Raw genomic sequence first — 19,684 nt, forward strand, 5'->3', positions numbered from 1 at the left:
GAGCGGTGTCACTGTCCGGAATCGGGTATGACCTTCATCTTGAAGTACAAATAGAGAACATCGTCTCCTGAACCGACTGGCAGCAGTCCATCTGGCCCTTTGAGCCCTAGCTTCACCTTTTCTCCACGACCAAAAACATCGCCGTTTTCAGACCAAGTACCCGAAGAACTCTGCACCCTAAAGGAATTCTGTACGTACTGTAATTGAATGGGGGTGGCGCTGCTCACCGAGACTCCGGCCCAAACCTCAGAATGGTCATTTGGCTCGCCGGGTGTAGTGGCTTCGAGGCTGACATATAGACCCAATTGGCTGCCGCGCCCTTTCTGACCGAGTTCGGCAGTAAGGTTCGAAATCAGGGATTTTGATGCTCGGATGTTGTCTGCGGCATCGTTGGCCACAAAGCCAACCAGTGATATCTCATCGCCCGGTGCCACGTCTACGCTGTATGAACTGTCTTTTCCGTCTTCACCTGCCACCCATAAAAACAAGCGCTCATCGATTGTGGCGTCCTGCGGGTATCTGTTTGTGATGGAATTCAATACAGCGTGGTCGGCCGGAACTTCTGACGTATACGTTGTTCGGCCCGGCCCCCACCCACCGCGGCCAATCTCGGGCGACGCCAATGGTGCTGGCGTTTCTGGACCGGCGGGTTGACTGGGCGTTACGGTTACCGAAGCTGCGGGGGTGCTTCCGCCGTTTGTTCCCGACTTCATCCAAGTAGTCAGTGCCAACCCAGCCAGGCCGAGGCACAGGATGACAATTCCAATAAGGGCCAGGGGCCGGATGATCGAAGCGCTGACTTCCTTCGCAGGTTCATTGCCGGTGGTACTGTCTGGGACGCTGCCAGCTGTGCGCAGGGGCTTCCGGTCTTCGGTCGCGGAAGAAGCGGTTCCTGTGATCTCATCAATTTCATGCATGACATCCCGCATGCTCGGTCGGGACTCGGGCGCCGTAGTCAGGCACGATCTGATCAAAACCGCTATGGCAGTTCCTCTCTCAGTAGCTTCCAAGTCCGCGAAACCATCGGAGTCCGGTAGGACTTCAAGCGCAAGGGCTACCTCGAAGTCAGCGATGTCTTGCTTGTTGCCCATCCACGTTTCCACACTCGACCAGGGGTGTTTGCCCGTGAGCGCGAAAAACAATGTGGCTCCAAGGCTCCACACATCGCGGGCCACCACGTCTGCGGCAGCGTTTTGATAGCGCAGTACTTCCGGGGCGGTCCAATAGCGGCTTCTCATGGGGCGGGCTGTCCATGTAGCCTCCCGATCGAGACTTTTGGTGTACAGGTTTCCCAGATCTCCAACTCTGAGCAGCGGCAGGCCCTCTGCACGGGGAAGCTGTTCCGCACGCGAATCAAAGGCCTGCCCAAAGCCTGGATCCTCAGGAAAAAGCACGAAGGTGTTGCTGGGCTTAATGTCCCTGTGCCCCGTGATTTCGCCGTGGGGATCCTTGAGCGGTCGGATGCGATGCACGTTGGCCATGGCAACAACGATGGGTTGAAAGGCAAGAAGGATTTGTTCATGGGTAAGGCTCGCCCATTCATCCGAATTTATTGCATGGGTCAGCGTCTCGCCCGCATGCGGCATCAACTCCAGATAGATCCTGGAACTGGTATCGCGCTGTTCTCTCCTGCCTGCTGCGAGCAACGGGACAAGTCCGAGCAGATCCTCCGGCGACTTGGCCCGTGCCTCTTCCAGAGCCTTTAGGGTCAGCTGCCGTCGACGAAGCAGGTCGCTTTGTTCGAATTCGCACTTGCATACCAGTGGTGTTCCGCGCCGTAGATTGAGAGCATTCCACGTTTTGTTCGACCAGGTTGGCGGTTCTACCCGGTAGACGTTGGCGCTCCCGCCACTGCCCACCCGTTCACCCAATTTGAACCTGATCTTGCGAGGCTCACCGTCGGCAAGAACAGCGTCCATGGTGACCGTCCGGCCTTCCAGGTCAGGTCGTGGGCCCGAGTCCTCGACCTTGAGTTCGACAGTCATCCTGTTCCCTCCTTCGCGTGCTCTTCGCGTGAGGCATTGCTAACCCGATTGTTCCGGTGGGCCCTCAGCATGTCCTGGACATCTGGGGTCACGTCACGACGGTTCCTGCCGGCCAAGAGAAGTCCCTCCAGGTCTGCTGGGTTGATCCCATATCTGGCGGCTAAATCAGCCCTTGCCCTTGGCCATCTGTAGGTGTCACCGGAGGAAACGTCGATTGCGGCGTTGAAGTACGACTTAGCGGCCCCGTTCGTCAGCGGCAGCCCGTCTTCAAGGGCGCAAGCCAAAGCGTTTACTGCCAACAGCCAGTCGCTCGAGTTTCGGCGCTTCGGCTCCGGTGGCATTGCCGTGTCTTGTTCATCGTCGCGTGCAGGGCCGCACGAGACGCGGAAAGCTAACTCCACGTCATCACCAACGTTGATGCGAAGTTGTATGGAAAAGGGCGGGATGAAGGTCTGGGACCTGTTTTTCTGCAGCTTGGCAAGTCCCACACCCTCCTGGGTGACGCTGACGGTTCCCCACGGCTCTTGGTAAGACGCCACGGAGAGGCTGTGCCCGGAGTTATACATTTCAACGGCTCTGCGGGATAGGCCTTCGATATCGAAGTCGATGCGGTCAAACGGCACGTCCTCACCGAGGCCGTGGCCGATGACGAGGTAATGATGAGGAAGCAGAGACACCTCGCCGCGAGTGTCCTGACGCCGAACCTTCACTTCCACATGGTCTCCGATCTTCAAGGGACGCTGCCCGGACCTCACTGCTGGACCTCTTCGAAGGTGTACGAATCGCTGATGGCTCCAAACCGCAACGAATCACCTTCCTGTATCGGTGCCTCCTCGTAAATCGTTTGGCCGTTGATGATGCAGCGGTGCGAGTCTATGGGGGAAAGATACCAACCTTGGGCTGCTTTGTAGATGCGGGCATGCTGGCGGGACACGCTCTTGTGTGTGAGGACAAGATCGCAGGTTGGAGCCCGGCCGATCGTGATGCCTGCACCCGTGATGACACAGACCGAAGTGGCGCCATACCGGAGCCGTCCTTGTACCGGGGCGGGTTGGGTGTCCTCACCCGTTCCGCCCCTGCCCGAGCCACCCCAGTCCTGGACCAGATCGTGGAGTTCGGCGTCCGTGAAGGGCGCAGTCTCCGGGTCCAACAGCGACGTGGCTGTCGGATCTGCGTCACCTGTGTTTTGTTGGGCTCCAACAGGTTCGGGCGTGAGGACTTTCTCGGCAGAAAAGGCTGGCTGATCGAGAACGACTTCGATGCGAAGGCCGCCCTCCTTGGGGCGGCCTGGCCGCACGAGCGGGCTGTTGTCACGGCGGCCTGCCTCGGCTACGAAAAAGATCTCCATTCGCTGGGAAGGAATGTTGCCTACGCGGGCTTCCGTGCATGAGTACCTGTAGGACTCCCCGATGTCGTGGGCGAATGCGTCCAGTTTCCAATAGTTTGTGATTTCACTGAGGTCAGCATCACTGAAATTCAATGTCAGGGCCCCGACAGCCAAGCGGCGGCCTTGAGTGCTGGGGATTGTCGCTTTCCGAAGCCCTTGCTGGATTCGGGGAACAATCACCTCATAATCGCTCGCCCCCATGCTTTGGCCACGTTTTGCCCATATAGTCAGGAGCTCGCGCGGCCGCGGGAGGCATAAACGAACGCTCAGCCGTTGGTAGAGCATGCCTGCAGAACCCAGAGCAACGAAGAGAAGTATGCCAGCGACGATCAAAAGCTCCATGTGAATCACCCTTCTCGTATGGAGCTTCCAGATCAGCAGGATTGGCACTGGGGCAGCAAACAGAAATCACAAACTTTTGCGATCTTGCAAAACCTTGCCCACCGTTTTTGCGCTGTATGTCAGTCCGATTCGAGGGCGGTACGCCGAGCTGCAGATTGAGGAATAGCGGTGGTGAGTCCTACGCCCGCGCGTGCTTCTTCCGCGCCACCGGCACCGCCGGCACCGCTGGCGCCGCCCCTGCCGGCGCCTCCGCAGCGTCTCCACGTTCCTCAGACGCAACCGACGCGCCGGTGCCCAACCCGCGGACCGTCCACCCGGCGCTCCGCCAGGCCTCAGCGTCCAGGACGTTCCGCGCATCCAGCACCATTCGCCGTCGTACGAGTGCGCCGACCTCAGCCGGCCGCAAGGCGACGTACTCGTTCCACTCAGTCAGCAGCAGCACCAACTCTGCGCCTTCCAGTGCGCGCTTGGTGGAAGATTCGAAACGGATCTGCGGGTAGCGGATCCATGCGTTGTTGATGGCTTTGGGGTCGGTGACGGTGACGTGCGCGCCGGCTGCGGCGAGCTGAGCGGCGACGTCCAGGGCAGGGGAGTCGCGGATGTCATCGGTGTCGGGTTTGAAGGCGGCGCCGAGGACGGTCACCGTGCGCCCGGACAGGAATCCGCGGCACATTTCGCGGGCTACTGCCACGGCGCGGGAGCGCTGGTTGACGTTTACGGAGTCAACCAGGGCCATCCACTCGTCCACCGAGGGCACCTCGAGGTCGCGGGCTTGCGCCCGGAACGACCGGATGTCCTTGGGGAGGCAGCCGCCGCCGAAGCCGAGTCCGGCGTGCATGTAACGGTTGCCGATACGGGGATCAAGGCCCATGGCTTCGCTGAGTTCACTCACATCAGCTCCGGACGCGTCGCACAGTTCGGCCATGGCATTGATGAAGCTGACTTTCGTGGCCAGGAAGGCATTGGCCGCGGACTTGATGAGCTCCGCCGTCGCGAAGTTGCAGACCAAACGCGGGATGCCGGCGCTGATCAGCGGCTGGTACACGGCGTCCAGGACGGCAGTGATCGGCTCACCGGCCGCGGCACCCTTGCCGCCCGGCACGCCGTACACGAGGCGGTCCGGCACGAGTGAGTCCTTCACGGCAGTACCCTGCCGCAGGAATTCAGGGTTCCATCCAAGCAGCACATCGGAGCGTCGGGCCAGCAGCCCGCGGATGGTCTCCACCGTGCCTACCGGCACCGTTGATTTACCCACGACGGCGGCACCCTTACCCAGGTGGGGGAGCAGGCTCCGGGTAGCGGCCATCAGGTAGGTGAGGTCCGCAGTGTCGGAGGTTTTGGATTGCGGGGTACCCACGCAAAGGAAGTGCACCTGCGCGTCGGCCGCCGCAGCGAAATCGGTGGTGAACATCAGCCGGCCATTCGTGCGGCCATCGCGGAGGAGTTCGTCCAGGCCGGGTTCGTGGAAGGGAGCCAGGGCCTTGTTGAGCTGCTCAACCTTGTGGGAATCGACGTCGATGCCCACCACGCTGTGGCCCATTGAAGCGAGGGTGGCGGCGTGTACTGCGCCGAGGTAGCCGCAGCCGATCACGGAAATCTTCATGACAAAGGTCCTTTGCTCTGGGTGAGTTCTGAGTCGGGGCCGGATGGCACACCCGCAATGACTTCGGTGTAGTGGCGCACCAGATCGGCTGACAGCACCGGCCACGTCCGGCCTTGGACCGACGCGGTTGCTGCCGTTGCGAACGCCCGGCGCTTGGCGTCGTCGCCCACCAGGTCCTGAACGTAGCCTCGTAACTGATCGAGGTTGCCGGGTTCGTACAGCCAGCCGGTGCGGGAGTTCTCCACCAGGTCCAGGGGCCCGCCGCGGCCGGTTGCCACTACGGGGACTCCCGATGCCATGGCTTCCTGGATGGTCTGGCAGAAGGTTTCGAACTCGCCGGGGTGGACGAACAGGTCAAAGGAAGCGACCGCCTCGGCCAGTGATTCCCCGCCGAGGAAACCGGCAAAGTGCGCATCCGGAAGCGCGGCCTCCAAGGCCGGCCGCTGAGGCCCGTCACCAACGATCACCAGCTTGGTGTTCGGCAGGTCGGCCAGCACGGCCAGGTCTTCCACCTGCTTCTCAATGGCCAGGCGCCCCACGTAGCCCACAATCCGGTGACCGCTGGGCGCCACCGAGCGGCGCCACGCCGTCGAACGTTTAGCGGGGTTGAAGCGCCCGGTATCCACACCGCGCCGCCACATGTCCACGCGCATGATGCCGCGACCGCGCAACTGGTTCAGAGCGAATGTGGACGGCACCAGGGTTCGGGTGGCCAGGAGGTGGATGTTGTCCACGCGGTTCCAGGCCCAGTTCTCAAGGAACGGCACGCCATAACGGGCGGCGTAGCTCGGAACCTCGGTTTGGTAGATCGCCACCGTGGGGATGCCGAGCTGGTCCGCGGCCTGCACGGCGCGCCAGCCGAGCACGAACGGTGAGGCGAGGTGAACGACGTCGGGGGCGAAATCGGCAAGGATTCTCTTGACCCGATTCACGCCGCCCAACGCAACCCGCACATTCGTGTAACCGGCCAGTGGCACGGACGGCAGCCGATGGACGTACGCACCCTTCACGACGCTCGAAACCTCAGTGTCCGACGTCGACGGTGCAATCACCATCACCTCATCGCCGCGCTCCTGCAGATGCTCCAGCACCCGAAGTATGGAGTGGGTTACCCCGTTCATCAGCGGCAGGAATGATTCGGCAACGATTGCGATCCTCACGCCTTCAACGGTGGTCGGGGCGGTTGGCGTTGCGGGTTCGATCGGGTGGCCTGTGGAGGAAGAGTTGGTTAACAGGTGGTTGTCTGTTTTGTCGCACCCCGGCGGTAGACTCGCCTTCTACGACGCGGCTGGGGCGTTCTTGATGCTGGGGGTCTTTTCATGGGTGCTGTTGGGGCTGATTCGCGCGCGCTTTCTTCGCCGCGGGGCGCCGGGGTTAACGTACGACGGCGGCGCCTGGGGGCGGTGCGGACGGTGGCAGCCGGATTGGGGCTGGCGTTGTTTGCTGGTGGTTTCATGGCTGCGACTCCAGCCATGGCTGATGATGTTACGGACGTGTTCACGGTAGGTGACCGGCCATCCGCAATTGCCGTGAACCCTGTGACCCACACGGTTCACGTGGCTACCTCTCAGGGCGTCTCCAGCTTTGGACCCGGCGCGGGGCACGTGGCGGCCAACGACCTACCGGCGTATGTGGCCGTCAACAGCGTGACCAACAAGATCTACGTGAGCACCATAAGCGGCTTTGTTTCGGTCGTGGATGGTGCCACCTATGGTGCACCGGTGAACGTCCCCGTCGGTGCCAATCCCGGAGTCTTGGGCGTCGATGAGTCAAACAACAAAATTTACGTTGGGGTCAAAGACGGTGTGTCCATCATCAATGGCGATACCAATGCCGTCACCAAGGTTCCTGTCAGTGGGGATACCCGCGACATCCAAGTGAACCCTGCTACGAACAAGGCGTACGTTCTGGCTGGTGGAGTCCTGTATGTGATCGACGCAAGCGGCAAGCTTAAGACGTCCATCAACATTGGAACGGGCGGCATCCTGTCAGTGGCCGTCAACGAGGCAACCAACAAGATCTACTTCACCACTCTGGCTCGCTTCGGTGCCAGTATCAGGGTGGTTGACGGGGCAACGGACAAAGTCACGAGCACAATTCCCATGTCCAACAATGTGGGCACGGTGGCCGTAAACTCCCAGACAAACAGGATTTTCGTGGCAGCGGATATGGGTTCGCCGGAAGGCGCGGTCAAAGTCATTGACGGCGTCTCGCAGAATCAGATCGCCCAGATCAAAACCCCAACGCAGATCCGCGAGATCGTACTGAATGAGGCCAGCAATAAGGCCTATGCCCTTCTCTCAGGCCGCGGCGTGACCATCATCGACGGTCAGGACAATACCGCCCATGCCGTTTATTCCGGCTGGGAACCGTTCGCGGCTGCCGTCGATACCTCAGCTGACAAGACGTACGTGCTGAACAATGGCTTCAGCTCCGTTGCTGTTATTGATGGGTCCGTTCCAACGCCCATGAAGAACGATTTCAACGGTGACGGGACGGCGGACGTGCTAGCAAGGGATGCGTCCGGCGTACTGTGGCTGTACCCGGGCGATGGCGCCGGTGGGTGGCTGCCCCGCCGCGCTGTAGGCCAGGGGTGGAACGTCATGACCGCGTTGTTGACTCCCGGTGATTTCAACGGCGACGGCGATTCCGACGTGATGGCCCGTGACGGTTCCGGGGTGCTTTGGCTTTACCCCGGTGACGGCTCGGGCGGTTGGCTGCCCAGGGTCCAGGTGGGGCAAGGCTGGAACGGAATGAGCGCAATCGTGGATATTGGCGACTTCCACGGCGATACGTTTTTGGACATCGCAGCACGGGACAGCAGCGGCACTCTCTGGATCTACCGCGGCGACGGTGCAGGTGGTTGGCTATCCCGGACCTGGGCAGGTACCGGCTGGAACGGGATGTCCGAAATCACCGGAGTGACGGACTTCAACGGAGATGGCGTACATGACATCGTTGCCCGCGACGGCGCTGGCGCGCTCTGGCTCTACCAGCCAAACGGCTACGGCAGCTGGTTGGGGAGGACTGCTATCGGCCAGGGCTGGAATTCCATGAATTCACTGGTCGGCCCTGGCGATTTCGACGGCGACGGCCGTGCCGACATCCTTGCCCGCAACTCAGCAGGCGAGCTGTGGTTGTACTCCGGTGCCGGGGGTTCGGCGTGGCCTTCGGCTTCTCGGGTAGGTACGGGGTGGAACGGAATGACGGCGATTCTGTGAGTTGGCTCACGGACCTGTGGAAGCCCGCGACCACGAGACTGTCAGAAGGGCGTTGAGTCCTCTGAGGGGATCTACACGTGAGTAGCGCACAACTCCGGGCTACCTGACTTGCGCGCAACTCATTCCACAGCTGCCTACTCCCCACCCCGTGCCCGCTTCAAGTCCTTCCGCAGCCCGCGATTGTCCGCGCGGAGCCCACGATTGTCCTCAACGAGCCCGCGGTTGTCAGCTTCGAGCCCGCGATTGGCCGCTTCCAGTTCAAGCACCAGTTTCACCCCGGCCAGGTTCAGCCCTTCGTTCAGGAGCATCCCGATCCTGCGCAGCGTCGCGAGGTCGGCTTCGCTGTAACGGCGCGTGCCGCCGTCGGTCCTGTCCGGAGTGAGCAGTCCCTTGCGTTCGTAGAGCCGGATGTTCTGCTGGCCCATGCCCACAAGTTCGGCTGCCACTGAAATCGCGTAGACACCCAACGCGTCACGCGGGGACGCCCCGCCAGGGGCGCCGAAAGGCAGGGCGCCGGCCGGTCCGCCGTCGTGCGTTTCACCGCCACCCGAAACCGCCACCGGCACCTCCAAAAACTTCCGAAAAACCTCTTGCACCACTTTTTGGCTGGTGCTATAAAAAATCTATACCAGCCACCATAGATCAGGAAGGCTGGCACAACAACAAAACCGCATCACTTGACCCAAAAGGAGTGAGACCACAATGCTGATGCGCACTGACCCGTTCCGCGAATTTGATCGACTCGCCCAACAGGTTTTTGGCACAACAGCACGCCCTGCCGGCATGCCGATGGACGCATGGCAGGAGGACGGACAATTCGTTGTTGCCTTTGACCTGCCGGGTGTCAGCCCCGACTCGGTGGACTTGGACATCGAGCGCAACGTCCTGACCGTCAAGGCAGAACGTAAGTCACCCGCAGGGGAGAACACCGAGATGCTCGCCGCTGAGCGTCCCCAGGGCGTCTTCAGCCGCCAGCTGATCCTCGGCGACACGCTGGACACCGAACGCGTCCAGGCCAGCTACGACGCAGGCGTGCTGACGCTCCGCATTCCTGTCGCCGAAAAGGCAAAGCCACGGCGCATCGAGATCACGTCCAACGAGCAACGGCAGGAGATCAACGCCTAGCCAATCGGCTCCGTCCGGGTCTCCCCGGGGGTGGCCTGGACGGAGCAAAGGACCGGGAACAGTGGACCGGCCGCATCGGAAATGAGGGCGCAGGTTTTCGCACCACGCCACGGCGCTTGTTGCGCAGAGGAAGCGCGGCCCCCGAAACTGTCTCCCGGGATAGTGGCCCTCGGCTCACGCCGAGGGCCACACCCCATCCACGGCACGTTTACCGGACACTACTGTGAGCAAGCAGCCTGACTACTACGCCCTCCTCAACGTTGCCCCCGACGCCTCGGCCCGGGACATCTCGCGCGCCTACCGCTCATTGCTTCGCCGTCTCCACCCGGACACCCGCCTCAATCACGACGCCGGATACGTCACCGGAGGTGCCGACGGCCAGGAACTCCATGCCATCATGCAGGCGTATGTGGTGCTCTCGAACCCGGAGAAACGGGCGGCCTACGATCGAGCACGCCGGGGGCAGCCTGTGCCGGGCAAGGGGACACCGGTCAAGGTCCGGGTGCATCGGCGCGACGCCGGAACCCAGCCGGACGTACCGCGCCCGGAGGCGCCCCGCGGCGAGACCCGCCGCGGCGAGGCGGGCCATGCCGAGCCCGCCCGCGGTGGGCCAGGCGGCGAGCCGGGCCGTGGGCAACCCCCGTTCATCGCCGGCCCCACCCGGTGGGCGCCGCCCAGCAGATCCCAGCAGAGAACTCCAAGGAGTTACCGATGAGTGCATGGCGTCCCTACGACGGCCACATCATCCCCGCCTTCTACGAACGGTTCGAGAAGCGCTGGGGGAGGGGAACAGCCCCGTTCCTGGATCCCGAAGTCCACGAGCAACCCATGCCCCGGGCGCAATGGATCAACCCGGACACGGGGGCCGCGGTGGCAGTGGTGCCCATCTGGACGGATGATCCCGAGCACCGGTCCTTCGGTGTGTTCTATCTGCCGCCAGCGGGGGATATCTGGATGCTCAGGCCGGGGCCCACAACATTCGTCGAGCCGAGCAAGGGAGCCAGCCAGGAGCAGGTCACCTTGAGGAACGATGCTTTCAAGAAGGCCGTCAACCACGCAAAGGAGTTCATCTACGGGCCGCAGCTTTAGCCGACTCACTGGCCATGGGCGCTGAGACAGCCCCGCTCATAAGAAGGCTGGTGCAACCATGGAGAAAATCCGTATCGGTTGCACCAGCTGCTAGTACGACTTTCTGTTGTTAGTTGTGACACCTATCCATTGGCCGCTCCTAGTTCCCGGCTTCGATTAGTTTCCGGGTCTTTTGAGTCCATGGAACTCCACGGGCGTCGCGTAATACCACCCCTTGCGAATACCTCCCATCTTACGGCCGGTCACCACAAAAAGCTCCGGAAATCCGGGTGCTTCCGGGGCAGCCTTACCCGGCCGCGAAGCCTGCCGTGGCACGATAGATCACGATGAAACTGCGTGCTGATCAGACTGGAACCCGTGGCCTCCCCATGCCCCTGTGGCTGCAGGGCGGTCTGGAAGCAGTGCAGGCAGCCCTCATCTCCGCGGTCGTGGTGCTCCTGCCGTTGGTTGGTGTTTGGGCCACGGACGGCTTCCAGAACCGGAACGTGGACGCCCTTGCCAGGCTGGGGGGTCAGGCCTGGCTGCTGATCCACGGGGTTCCCCTGAACTTGTCCGCCGTGAATGTCGGCACGGCAGGACACCCGGGCTCCGGGTTGCTTTCCCTCATTCCGTTGGGCCTGACACTCATTCCGTTCCTGCTCGCCTGGCGGGCCGGCCGTCGTCTGGCCCGTGCCTCCTACACGGACCAGTTGTGGCAGGCCTTCCTTGGCGCATGGATTGTGTACGCGGCATTCGGCGCCGCCACGGGATTTGTGTGCCGCACGTCGGACGTGGTCATCAACCTGTGGCTCGCCATGAGCATCCCGCTGATTTCCTTCGGCCTGGGCATGGTGGTGGGTGCACGACGTGAGGCGGGCTCGTGGAGTCGGCTCATCGGCGTCGACGCGGTCGCCTGGCTCGCCAAGACCAGCCAGCATTCGCGATGGGCCGGATCCTACGTGGGGTCAGCATTGCAAGCGGGCTTCGTGGCCACCATGGCAGCGGTTTCCCTGGCGGCGCTGCTGCTGGCCGTGGACATCGTCTGGCATTGGGCTGACATCATCGCCGTCTATGAGGGCCTCAAAGCCGGAGCGTTCGGCGGTGCCGTGCTCACCATCGCCCAGCTCGGATTCCTTCCCAACCTGGTGATCTTCACGCTGGCCTGGATGTCCGGTGCGGGCTTCTCACTGGGCGTCGGCTCTACTGCCGGGCCTTTGGGAACAGCCGTGGGGCCCCTCCCGGCTGTCCCGATCTTCGGTGGGCTGCCGAGCGGACAGCTCGACGCCGGCCCCATGGCACTCGCACTCCCTGTCACGGCCGGGGTCCTGGCCGGATGGTGGTTCCTGCGCCAAGGGGAAAACCACTTTGACGAGTGGCTCTCCATCAAGATCAAGGCCCGCTGGTTCACCGCCGTGGCATCGACGCTCGTCCTGGGCGCCTTCATCGGTGCGGTAGCAGGGCTCCTGAGCGGGGCGCTGGCATGGATCGCGCGGGGATCGGCTGGCATTGGCCGGCTCACCGAAATCGGACCCCACCCGCTGTGGACGGCAGTCTGGGTGGCAGCGGAAGTGGGTATCGGCGTCGTGATCGGCTACGCAGTGGGGCCGTGGCTGGAACGCAGCCAGAAGCTGCGCGAGGCGAACCTGGACGAAAACGCGTACGACGACGAGCACGCCTAGGACCTGCGCCAGTGGTTGCTAGCGCAGCGGCCCGGGCATCGAGTTCTCAAGCTCCGCGAGGCACTGCGTCTTGGCCGACTCCGTCAAAGCCGATCGGGCACAGTCCTGGTACGTGCTGACCTGTTTGAAGAACAGCGCGGAGGTGAGAATCAGCAGGCACATGATCGCGGAAACAACCAGCCCGGAGATCGTCCCGAACATCATGAGGCGGGGGTGTTTGTACTTCACCGTCCGGACCAGAACCACGATTCCCAACACCAGGCCCGCCAGCGTCAAAACAGCGCTCAACCAGACGTAGTTAACGTTCAGGGAGAAGACGAAAAACGATCCCAACGCCGTCAACAGGAAGGCACGGAAAAGGATCTGTGTCACGCTGAGCGCAGACTTTTCCGCCTCGGTGCGGGGCTGCTGGCTCGGCCGCGGGCCGACGTCGGGATTCATGTTTTCCAGCCTACGCGAGCCGCCCATAAGCTAGTGCAATGCGCATTGTTGTCCTCGTGTCCGGTACTGGTTCCAACCTTCAGGCTGTCATCGACGCCGTGAAGTCGGGTGAGCTGGACGTCGAGATCGCCGCGGTGGGAGCAGACCGGCCCGATACTTATGGTGTGGAGCGGTCAGACGAGGCCGGCATCGAGACCTTCGTGGTCAACTTCAACTCCTTTGAAACGCGCGACGAGTGGGACGCGGCACTGCGCGACAAGGTTTTGTCCTACGCTCCGGACGTCGTGGTTTCCTCGGGGTTCATGAGGATCGTCAGTGCGGACTTCATCGATGCCTTCAACGGCAAGTACGTCAACACCCACCCGGCCCTGCTGCCTTCCTTCCCCGGCGCCCACGGGGTCCGCGATGCCATGGCATACGGCGTGAAGGTCACGGGCTGCACGGTGCACTGGGCCGACGCGGGCGTGGATACCGGGCCGATCATTGCGCAGGAAGCCGTCGTGATTGAGCCGGGGGACACCGAGGAAACCCTCCACGAGCGCATCAAGGTCGTGGAGCGCCGCCTCCTGGTCCAAACCCTGGCCGACCTCGCCTCCACACCTTCCCCCACCCCCAACTAGGTCGCATTTGTGCGCGTTTTGAGGGCCCAAAACGCGCTGTGCTGCTACCTACATTTCGTCTGGGGGCCCATGCCTGTGGATAACCGCGCATCCGCCCACTGATGTTTGTCAGCATGGGGCATGAAGACACCAAGACCCCTGCCTGATCCACTGTCGTCATTGCCGTTCACGTGGCATGAAGCCGTGAGGGCCGGAGTATCACGACGGCGACTCAGTCACCACAGCTTGGACTCACCCAGCAGGGCGATCCGAGTGCCCCGATCCGGAACCGACCACTCGCTGGTGGATGTGGTTCGGCCTCTAACCCGCATCACGCCGTTCTCGGCAGCTTCGCACGCCACGGCCTTCCTGCTATGGGAGTTCCCAGGTTTCCTGCCGGGAAGCCACGAACCAGCCATCCACATTTCCAGGCCGGAGCCCATGGCTATCCCTCGGCGGAAGGGCGTGATCGGGCATAGGGGGCAGTTCTTCGAAGATGAAATCACCACCCTCAACGGACTGTTCATCACGACTCGAGCCAGGACGTGGTTGGACTGCGCGCGGAAGATGGACATCGATGAGATCACCGTGGTGGCGGATCACCTCATTCGAATCCCAAGGCCGGAGTTTGAGAACCGCACAGCGCCGTACTGCACCCCCGCCGAGCTCGAGGAGATGCTGGATCGTCACTGGGGGACACCCGGCATCCGCAAAGCACGCCTCGCTCTGGAACAGGCGCGCGTAGGTGCCGACTCCGCACCGGAAACGCGGCTGAGGCTGGCGCTTGCCGAGGCTGGGCTGCCCACACCGGAAGTCAACGTGCGCACGGAGCTGAGTCCCGGCGTCGTACGGCAACCTGACCTGAGTTACCGCGAGTGGCGGGTCGCAGTCGACTACGAGGGTGAGAGTCACTCCGAGCCCGGGCAGATCGTTAAGGACATCCAGAAGGAAGAGGACTTCGCCAGGGCAGGGTGGATCCTCGTACGCATTTCAAGGATACACATGTCCACTGACGCAACAACCGCTGTGCGAAAGGTGAGGCGGGCGCTCGAGCAACACGGCTGGACCCCCAAGTAGGTCGCAGCTGTGCGCGTTTTGAGGGCCCAAAACGCGCACAAATGCGACCTACTTGGGTAAGGGGGTGGGGGTTTAGGAGAGGATGCGCTGCTTTGTCTCGGGGGAGAAGAACGCCATCCAGAGCACGGAGACCAGCACCAGCCCGCCGGCGAGGGCGAACGAGGTTGCCAGTCCGAACTCGGGCCAGAAGAACGAGGCAAACACCAACGGCCCAAAACCTGCACCGATACGGGAGAACGTGGAAGCCCACCCGAAGCCTGAACCGCGCAGCTCGGTGGGATACAGCTCGGAAACGTAGGCGTAGAGCACGGGAATCGCCACCTGCACCACGAACCCGAAGACGAGCAGCCAGAACACCGCCGCCGAAGGCACGTCCACCACGAACGCCACGATCACCAGCGTCACGGCAGACAACGGACCCGTGATGGCCAGGATCCACTTGCGGCCCACCCGCTCCACCAGCAGGGCAGCCACGATCACGCCCAGAAGTCCCACAGCGGCCATGCCGGCGGTGGTGACAAACGCCTTGTACTCCTCGAATCCCGCGCCGATCAGGATGCGGGGCATCCACGTCAGGGACAGGTAATAGACCAGCAGGACAGAGAAGAACAGCGCCCAGGCAGCGGTGGTGATCTTCCAGTTGAAGGTCCAGACATTCCGCAGCTGGGTCCACGCGCTGCCGGGGGAGAGACGCGGGGCAGCCTGGGGTTCGGGCAGGCTGTAGGCGCGGGGCTCGGCTCCGGTGGCCCGGACCAAACCATCGATCACTGCGGCGGCCTCCTGCCTCCGCCCCTTCCGGATCAGGAACAGCGGCGACTCGGGCACGCTGCGCCGGACCCAGAACACGAGCAACGCCGGCAGCACCATGATCAGCATCGTCAGGCGCCAATCCGCAAAGGCGGCCACGAGCCCGGCGGAAACAAACCCGCACAGCGCAGCACCCACGGGCCACCAGCCGTCCATGGCGGTGAGCACCTTGCCGCGTTGCTTGCGGGGCGTGAACTCGCCGACCAGCGCGTAGTCCACGGGAATGCAGCCGCCCAGGCCAAAGCCGGCCATGAAGCGGAAGATGCAGAACCACACAATGTCCGGAGCGAACGCGCCCAGGACGGTGAAGATACTGAAGATCAGGAGGGTGGCCGTGAACGCCTTCTTACGCCCAATGGTGTCCGCGATGGTCCCCCAGGCGAACGCCCCCACCGCCATGCCGATCAGGTTGGCAGTACCGATCCACGCGGCATCGGCAGGCTGCAAAGACCAGTGCTTGGACAGCAGCGGGATCAGGATGCCGTTGAGCGTGACATCCCAGGCATCGAACATGAAACCGAGGCCGCCGATCAGGAAGATCTTTCCCTGGACCTTCCACCGCCACGGCAGTTCCTGCACAACTTGTTCGCCGCTGGGCACGGCTGTGTATGTATTCATTTGCCCTCCTGCATCACACCTTATGCGCTGGGGCAGACAGCGGGGCTACCGGTGCCTTTCGATGGCCCGCCGCAGGAAACCACCGGCTTCTTCCAACGCAGCCTTCGCCCCGGCCGGATCCAGTCCGGTCAGCAGCACCAGGATCGCAGCCTTCACGGAGCCACCCACCGAGTCCAACGCTTGCGCCGCCTCAGCCGCGGAGACACCCGTGGCGTGCTGCACCGTCCGTTGCGACCGTGCCAGGAGCTTCTTGTTGGTTGCCCGCAGGTCGACCATCAGGTTGCCGTAGGTCTTGCCGAGTTTCACCATCACCAGTGTGCTGATCATGTTCAGCACCAGCTTCTGCGCCGTGCCCGAGTTCAGCCTCGTCGAGCCCGCGATGAACTCCGGGCCCACCACCACCTCGATCGCTACATCAGCAAGGTGGCTCACGGCCGACCCCCTGTTGCAGGCCAGCGACGCCGTAAACGCCCCCCGCTTCCGCGCCTCCTCCAGAGCGCCGATCACGTAGGGGGTCCTTCCGGACGCGGTAATTCCCACGACGGCGTCCGCTTCCGTCACGTTGATATCGTGCAGGTCCCGCGCGCCCGCCGTGGCGTTGTCCTCCGCGTACTCGACCGGCTTCTGGATCGCCTGGGTACCGCCTGCGATGAGCCCGACGACGAGTCCCGGCGGTGTGCCGAACGTCGGCGGGCATTCGCTCGCGTCGAGCACCCCCAGCCGCCCGGCCGTCCCGGCTCCCACGTACAAGAGGCGGCCTCCGCGCTGGAGCCGCTCCGCCACGGCGTCGACCGTTTGTACAACCGCATCCCTAGCCTCCGCGACGGCTGCATGTACTCCTGCACCGTGGTCCAGCATGGCCTGCACGAGTTCATCCGTGCCCAGGATGTCCAGGTCCTTCAGGTTCTCCGCCGCGGCCTCGGTCTGCAGTCCGGCCAGTTCGGTGCGGAGGTCCGCGAGCTTGTCAGCGTCAGTCCGGCCAGTTTGTTCCGTCACGGTGGATGTACCTTTCCTGGATGAGCCCGCGGCGCGTCGCAGCGAGGGCAGCGCCATCCAGGCCATCACCCAGCGGCTCCACCACTTCAATCCCAGCCGAAGCCAGGGACTTCCGCAAGAGTTCCGCGAAGAACTCCGACTCCACCACCCCGCCAAGCATCGCCACACGGGGAGAGCTGCTGTCGTCGCCCTCGGAGGCCAACTTAACAGTGGTGGTCAGGATGCGGCAGGCCTCGCCGATGATCTTAAGTGCGACGACGTCACCCGCCTCCGCTGCGTGCAGAACCAGCGGCGTGAACCGGGCCATGGCGCGGTAGGGGTTCTCCTGCTTGGCCAGCCAGCCCGGGAGCAGTTCGGGCGACTCAACCAGGGCGCCCGCCGCAGCCAGCAGCGATGTGGTGGGGCCGCCGTCGTACGCGTGCAGAACTGCCTGGAGGCCCTGCTGGCCGATCCACCGGCCGCTGCCTTGATCGCCAAGATAGGGTCCCCAGCCGTCCGCACGGTGGAGGACACCGGACCCGTCGAAACGAAAGGCCACTGCACCGGTCCCCACGATCAAGGTGGTGCCCGGTCCGCCCTGCAGTGCCCCCAACTGCGCTGCCGTGGCGTCCGAGAGTACAGCTGCGGGGACGCTGAACCGGTTGGACAACATGGTGGCGAGCTCCCGGGACTTCTCCGCGGACGCCTCCACACCGGCCACCGCTGCCCCTACCGCCGTGAGGGTGCTGATGGGCAACGACGGAGGAAGCAGGGCCGTTGTCTCAAGGAGGAGCTCGAACGCCAGGGTTGGCCCGTTGTCCACGTGCACCCCGGGAAAGCCGTGCTGGTCCGCCGCACCAAGGAGCTCATCGCCGGACCGCAGCTCCACGCGGCAACGGCTTTTCCCAACATCGGCAACAAGAACGACCTCGGTGGCTTCCATGGATCAACCCTATGTTGCAGGACGCAAAACCAGCCATGCAACGAAACACGATAAACTGCCTTCATCCCACCATCCGCGCCATCTACGCGAACCAAGACGGAGACTTTTGTGAGCTTGACGCAGCTTGACCGTGTTCCCATCCGCCGTGCACTGATCTCGGTTTACGACAAGACGGGACTGGAGGAGCTCGCGAAGGGCCTGCACGCAGCCGGCGTCGCGATCGTGTCCACCGGCTCCACCGCCAAGAAGATCGCCGCCGCAGGCATCCCGGTCAAGGAAGTCGAAGAAGTCACCGGCTCCCCGGAGATGCTCGATGGCCGCGTCAAGACCCTGCACCCGCGCGTGCACGGCGGCATCCTGGCCGACCGCCGCGTCCCGGCCCACATGGACACCCTGGCCGGCATGGAGATCGAAACCTTCGACCTCGTGGTGGTCAACCTGTACCCGTTCGTGGAGACCGTGAAGTCCGGCGCTGCCCAGGACGACGTTGTTGAGCAGATCGACATCGGAGGCCCCGCCATGGTGCGTTCGGCCGCGAAGAACCACGCCGCCGTCGCGATTGTCACGGACCCCACCTTCTACGGCGCCGTGGTTGACGCCGCAGCACACGGCGGCTTCGACCTCAACACCCGCCGCCGCCTGGCCGCCAAGGCTTTCGCGCACACGGCCAGCTACGACAACGCCGTGGCCACCTGGACCGCCAGCCAGTTCCTGGACGAAGACGGCGACGGCGTCATCGACTGGCCCGCCTACGCAGGCCTGGCCTTGGAACGCTCCGAGGTCCTCCGCTACGGCGAGAACCCGCACCAGCAGGCCGCGCTCTACGTGGACAAGGCTGCCCCGGCAGGTATCGCCCAGGCCGATCAGCTGCACGGCAAGGCCATGAGCTACAACAACTTCGTCGACGCCGACGCCGCCCTCCGTGCCGCTTTCGACTTCGCCGGGCCCGCCGTCGCGATCATCAAGCACGCCAACCCGTGCGGTGTTGCCGTCGGTTCCGCCGACGCCGCCGACCCGATCGCAGATGCCCATGCCAAGGCCCACGCGTGCGACCCCGTCTCCGCTTTCGGTGGCGTCATCGCAGCCAACCGTACGGTCACGGCCGGGATGGCCCGCACTGTCGCGGACATCTTCACGGAGGTTGTCATCGCCCCGGACTTCGAGCCCGAAGCCGTGGAGATCCTCTCCAAGAAGAAGAACATCCGCCTCCTCGCCCTGCCCGAGGGCTACGGCCGCTACCCCTCCGAAATGCGCCAGGTTTCCGGTGGTGTGCTGGTTCAGATGACGGACAAGGTTGATGCCGACGGCGACAACCCCGCTAACTGGACCCTGGCCGCCGGCGAAGCTGCTGACGAGAAGACCCTCGCCGACCTCGCCTTCGCATGGACGGCCTGCCGTGCAGCCAAGTCCAACGCCATTCTCCTGGCCGACAACGGCGCAGCAGTGGGCATCGGCATGGGCCAGGTCAACCGCCTCGACTCCTGCAAGCTGGCGGTCGAGCGCGCCAACACGTTGGGCGTCCAGGTGGAGTCCGACGTCGATGGCGCCGGCGGTGCCTCCAACGCCAGCGGCGACAACGCACCCGAGCGCGCACGCGGCGCCGTGGCAGCCTCCGATGCGTTCTTCCCGTTCGCTGATGGCCTGCAGATCCTGATCGACGCCGGTGTCCGCGCCGTGGTCCAGCCGGGTGGCTCGGTCCGCGACGAGGAAGTCATCGCAGCAGCCAACGCTGCCGGCATCACCATGTACTTCACGGGCGCACGCCACTTCTTCCACTAGTTTCCACCGCCGCCCTGACGTCGCTGCGCTTCGGC

Annotated in this window: 18 protein-coding genes; 8 read left to right on the forward strand and 10 right to left on the reverse strand. The window is 63.4% G+C overall.

Annotated elements, in window-relative coordinates; all coding sequences use genetic code 11:
• Positions 1-8: 8 nt before the first annotated feature.
• The 5 genes from ACPFL9_RS05940 to ACPFL9_RS05960 form a co-directional block, all read right to left on the reverse strand.
• The gene (locus ACPFL9_RS05940) at positions 9-1,985 is read right to left on the reverse strand and encodes a protein kinase domain-containing protein (RefSeq protein ID WP_426006375.1); all 1,977 of its coding nucleotides are present in this window, start codon (positions 1,983-1,985) and stop codon (positions 9-11) included.
• Positions 1,982-2,719 (reverse strand): hypothetical protein, encoded by a 738-nt coding sequence (locus ACPFL9_RS05945; protein WP_426006376.1) that lies wholly within the window; start codon positions 2,717-2,719, stop codon positions 1,982-1,984. The genes ACPFL9_RS05940 and ACPFL9_RS05945 overlap by 4 nt, the downstream gene beginning before the upstream one ends.
• A 17-nt stretch (positions 2,720-2,736) precedes the next feature.
• Positions 2,737-3,486 (reverse strand): FHA domain-containing protein, encoded by a 750-nt coding sequence (locus ACPFL9_RS05950; RefSeq protein WP_426006377.1) that lies wholly within the window; start codon positions 3,484-3,486, stop codon positions 2,737-2,739.
• A 406-nt stretch (positions 3,487-3,892) separates the two neighbouring features.
• Complete coding sequence (locus ACPFL9_RS05955; protein WP_426006378.1) at positions 3,893-5,317, reverse strand: UDP-glucose dehydrogenase family protein; 1,425 nt, start codon at positions 5,315-5,317, stop codon at positions 3,893-3,895.
• Positions 5,314-6,477 (reverse strand): glycosyltransferase family 4 protein, encoded by a 1,164-nt coding sequence (locus ACPFL9_RS05960; protein WP_426006379.1) that lies wholly within the window; start codon positions 6,475-6,477, stop codon positions 5,314-5,316. The genes ACPFL9_RS05955 and ACPFL9_RS05960 overlap by 4 nt, the downstream gene beginning before the upstream one ends.
• A gap of 312 nt (positions 6,478-6,789) precedes the next feature.
• Here ACPFL9_RS05960 and ACPFL9_RS05965 point away from each other — a divergent pair, with 312 nt between their 5' ends.
• Positions 6,790-8,538 (forward strand): FG-GAP-like repeat-containing protein, encoded by a 1,749-nt coding sequence (locus ACPFL9_RS05965; protein WP_426006381.1) that lies wholly within the window; start codon positions 6,790-6,792, stop codon positions 8,536-8,538.
• Between the two features lie 134 nt (positions 8,539-8,672).
• On the opposite strand, the gene ACPFL9_RS05970 is transcribed toward ACPFL9_RS05965, so the two are convergent.
• Positions 8,673-9,098, reverse strand: a complete 426-nt coding sequence (locus tag ACPFL9_RS05970; RefSeq protein WP_426006383.1) for a MerR family transcriptional regulator — start codon at positions 9,096-9,098, stop codon at positions 8,673-8,675.
• A gap of 142 nt (positions 9,099-9,240) precedes the next feature.
• On the opposite strand from ACPFL9_RS05970, the gene ACPFL9_RS05975 reads away from it, so the two are divergent.
• The 4 genes from ACPFL9_RS05975 to ACPFL9_RS05990 all read left to right on the forward strand — a co-directional run bounded on the left by ACPFL9_RS05975 (position 9,241) and on the right by ACPFL9_RS05990 (position 12,410).
• Positions 9,241-9,663, forward strand: a complete 423-nt coding sequence (locus ACPFL9_RS05975; protein WP_426006385.1) for an Hsp20/alpha crystallin family protein — start codon at positions 9,241-9,243, stop codon at positions 9,661-9,663.
• Positions 9,664-9,886: 223 nt separating this feature from the next.
• Positions 9,887-10,378: a J domain-containing protein gene (locus ACPFL9_RS05980; protein WP_426006387.1), complete on the forward strand. Its 492-nt coding sequence runs from the start codon at positions 9,887-9,889 to the stop codon at positions 10,376-10,378.
• Positions 10,375-10,752, forward strand: a complete 378-nt coding sequence (locus tag ACPFL9_RS05985) for a hypothetical protein (RefSeq protein ID WP_426006388.1) — start codon at positions 10,375-10,377, stop codon at positions 10,750-10,752. Before ACPFL9_RS05980 ends, ACPFL9_RS05985 begins: the two co-directional genes overlap by 4 nt.
• A 326-nt stretch (positions 10,753-11,078) precedes the next feature.
• Positions 11,079-12,410, forward strand: a complete 1,332-nt coding sequence (locus tag ACPFL9_RS05990; protein ID WP_426006389.1) for a DUF6350 family protein — start codon at positions 11,079-11,081, stop codon at positions 12,408-12,410.
• A gap of 18 nt (positions 12,411-12,428) precedes the next feature.
• Here the strand turns inward: ACPFL9_RS05990 and ACPFL9_RS05995 are convergent, their stop codons facing one another.
• Positions 12,429-12,878 (reverse strand): hypothetical protein, encoded by a 450-nt coding sequence (locus ACPFL9_RS05995; protein WP_426006390.1) that lies wholly within the window; start codon positions 12,876-12,878, stop codon positions 12,429-12,431.
• A gap of 11 nt (positions 12,879-12,889) precedes the next feature.
• On the opposite strand from ACPFL9_RS05995, the gene purN reads away from it, so the two are divergent.
• Together purN and ACPFL9_RS06005 are read left to right on the forward strand one after the other, a co-directional pair.
• Positions 12,890-13,471 carry a phosphoribosylglycinamide formyltransferase gene (gene purN / locus ACPFL9_RS06000; RefSeq protein ID WP_426006391.1) on the forward strand — a complete coding sequence of 194 codons (582 nt, stop codon included), beginning with the start codon at positions 12,890-12,892 and terminating at the stop codon, positions 13,469-13,471.
• Between the two features lie 252 nt (positions 13,472-13,723).
• The gene (locus tag ACPFL9_RS06005; protein ID WP_426006392.1) at positions 13,724-14,527 is read left to right on the forward strand and encodes a hypothetical protein; all 804 of its coding nucleotides are present in this window, start codon (positions 13,724-13,726) and stop codon (positions 14,525-14,527) included.
• 72 nt (positions 14,528-14,599) lie between these two features.
• Here ACPFL9_RS06005 and ACPFL9_RS06010 read toward each other — a convergent pair whose 3' ends face one another.
• Genes ACPFL9_RS06010 through ACPFL9_RS06020 form a run of 3 tightly spaced genes read right to left on the reverse strand, consistent with a single transcriptional unit; the run spans position 14,600 to position 17,870 of the window.
• Positions 14,600-15,952, reverse strand: a complete 1,353-nt coding sequence (locus ACPFL9_RS06010) for an MFS transporter (RefSeq protein WP_426006393.1) — start codon at positions 15,950-15,952, stop codon at positions 14,600-14,602.
• A gap of 45 nt (positions 15,953-15,997) precedes the next feature.
• Positions 15,998-16,948, reverse strand: a complete 951-nt coding sequence (gene murQ / locus ACPFL9_RS06015; RefSeq protein ID WP_426006394.1) for an N-acetylmuramic acid 6-phosphate etherase — start codon at positions 16,946-16,948, stop codon at positions 15,998-16,000.
• Complete coding sequence (locus tag ACPFL9_RS06020; protein WP_426006395.1) at positions 16,923-17,870, reverse strand: N-acetylglucosamine kinase; 948 nt, start codon at positions 17,868-17,870, stop codon at positions 16,923-16,925. The genes murQ and ACPFL9_RS06020 overlap by 26 nt, the downstream gene beginning before the upstream one ends.
• A 108-nt stretch (positions 17,871-17,978) precedes the next feature.
• Here ACPFL9_RS06020 and purH point away from each other — a divergent pair, with 108 nt between their 5' ends.
• Positions 17,979-19,649: a bifunctional phosphoribosylaminoimidazolecarboxamide formyltransferase/IMP cyclohydrolase gene (gene purH, locus ACPFL9_RS06025; RefSeq protein ID WP_426006396.1), complete on the forward strand. Its 1,671-nt coding sequence runs from the start codon at positions 17,979-17,981 to the stop codon at positions 19,647-19,649.
• The last annotated feature ends 35 nt before the right edge of the window (positions 19,650-19,684 follow it).

It is taken from the genome of Paenarthrobacter sp. NyZ202 (assembly GCF_049860755.1).
Taxonomy (GTDB): domain Bacteria; phylum Actinomycetota; class Actinomycetes; order Actinomycetales; family Micrococcaceae; genus Arthrobacter.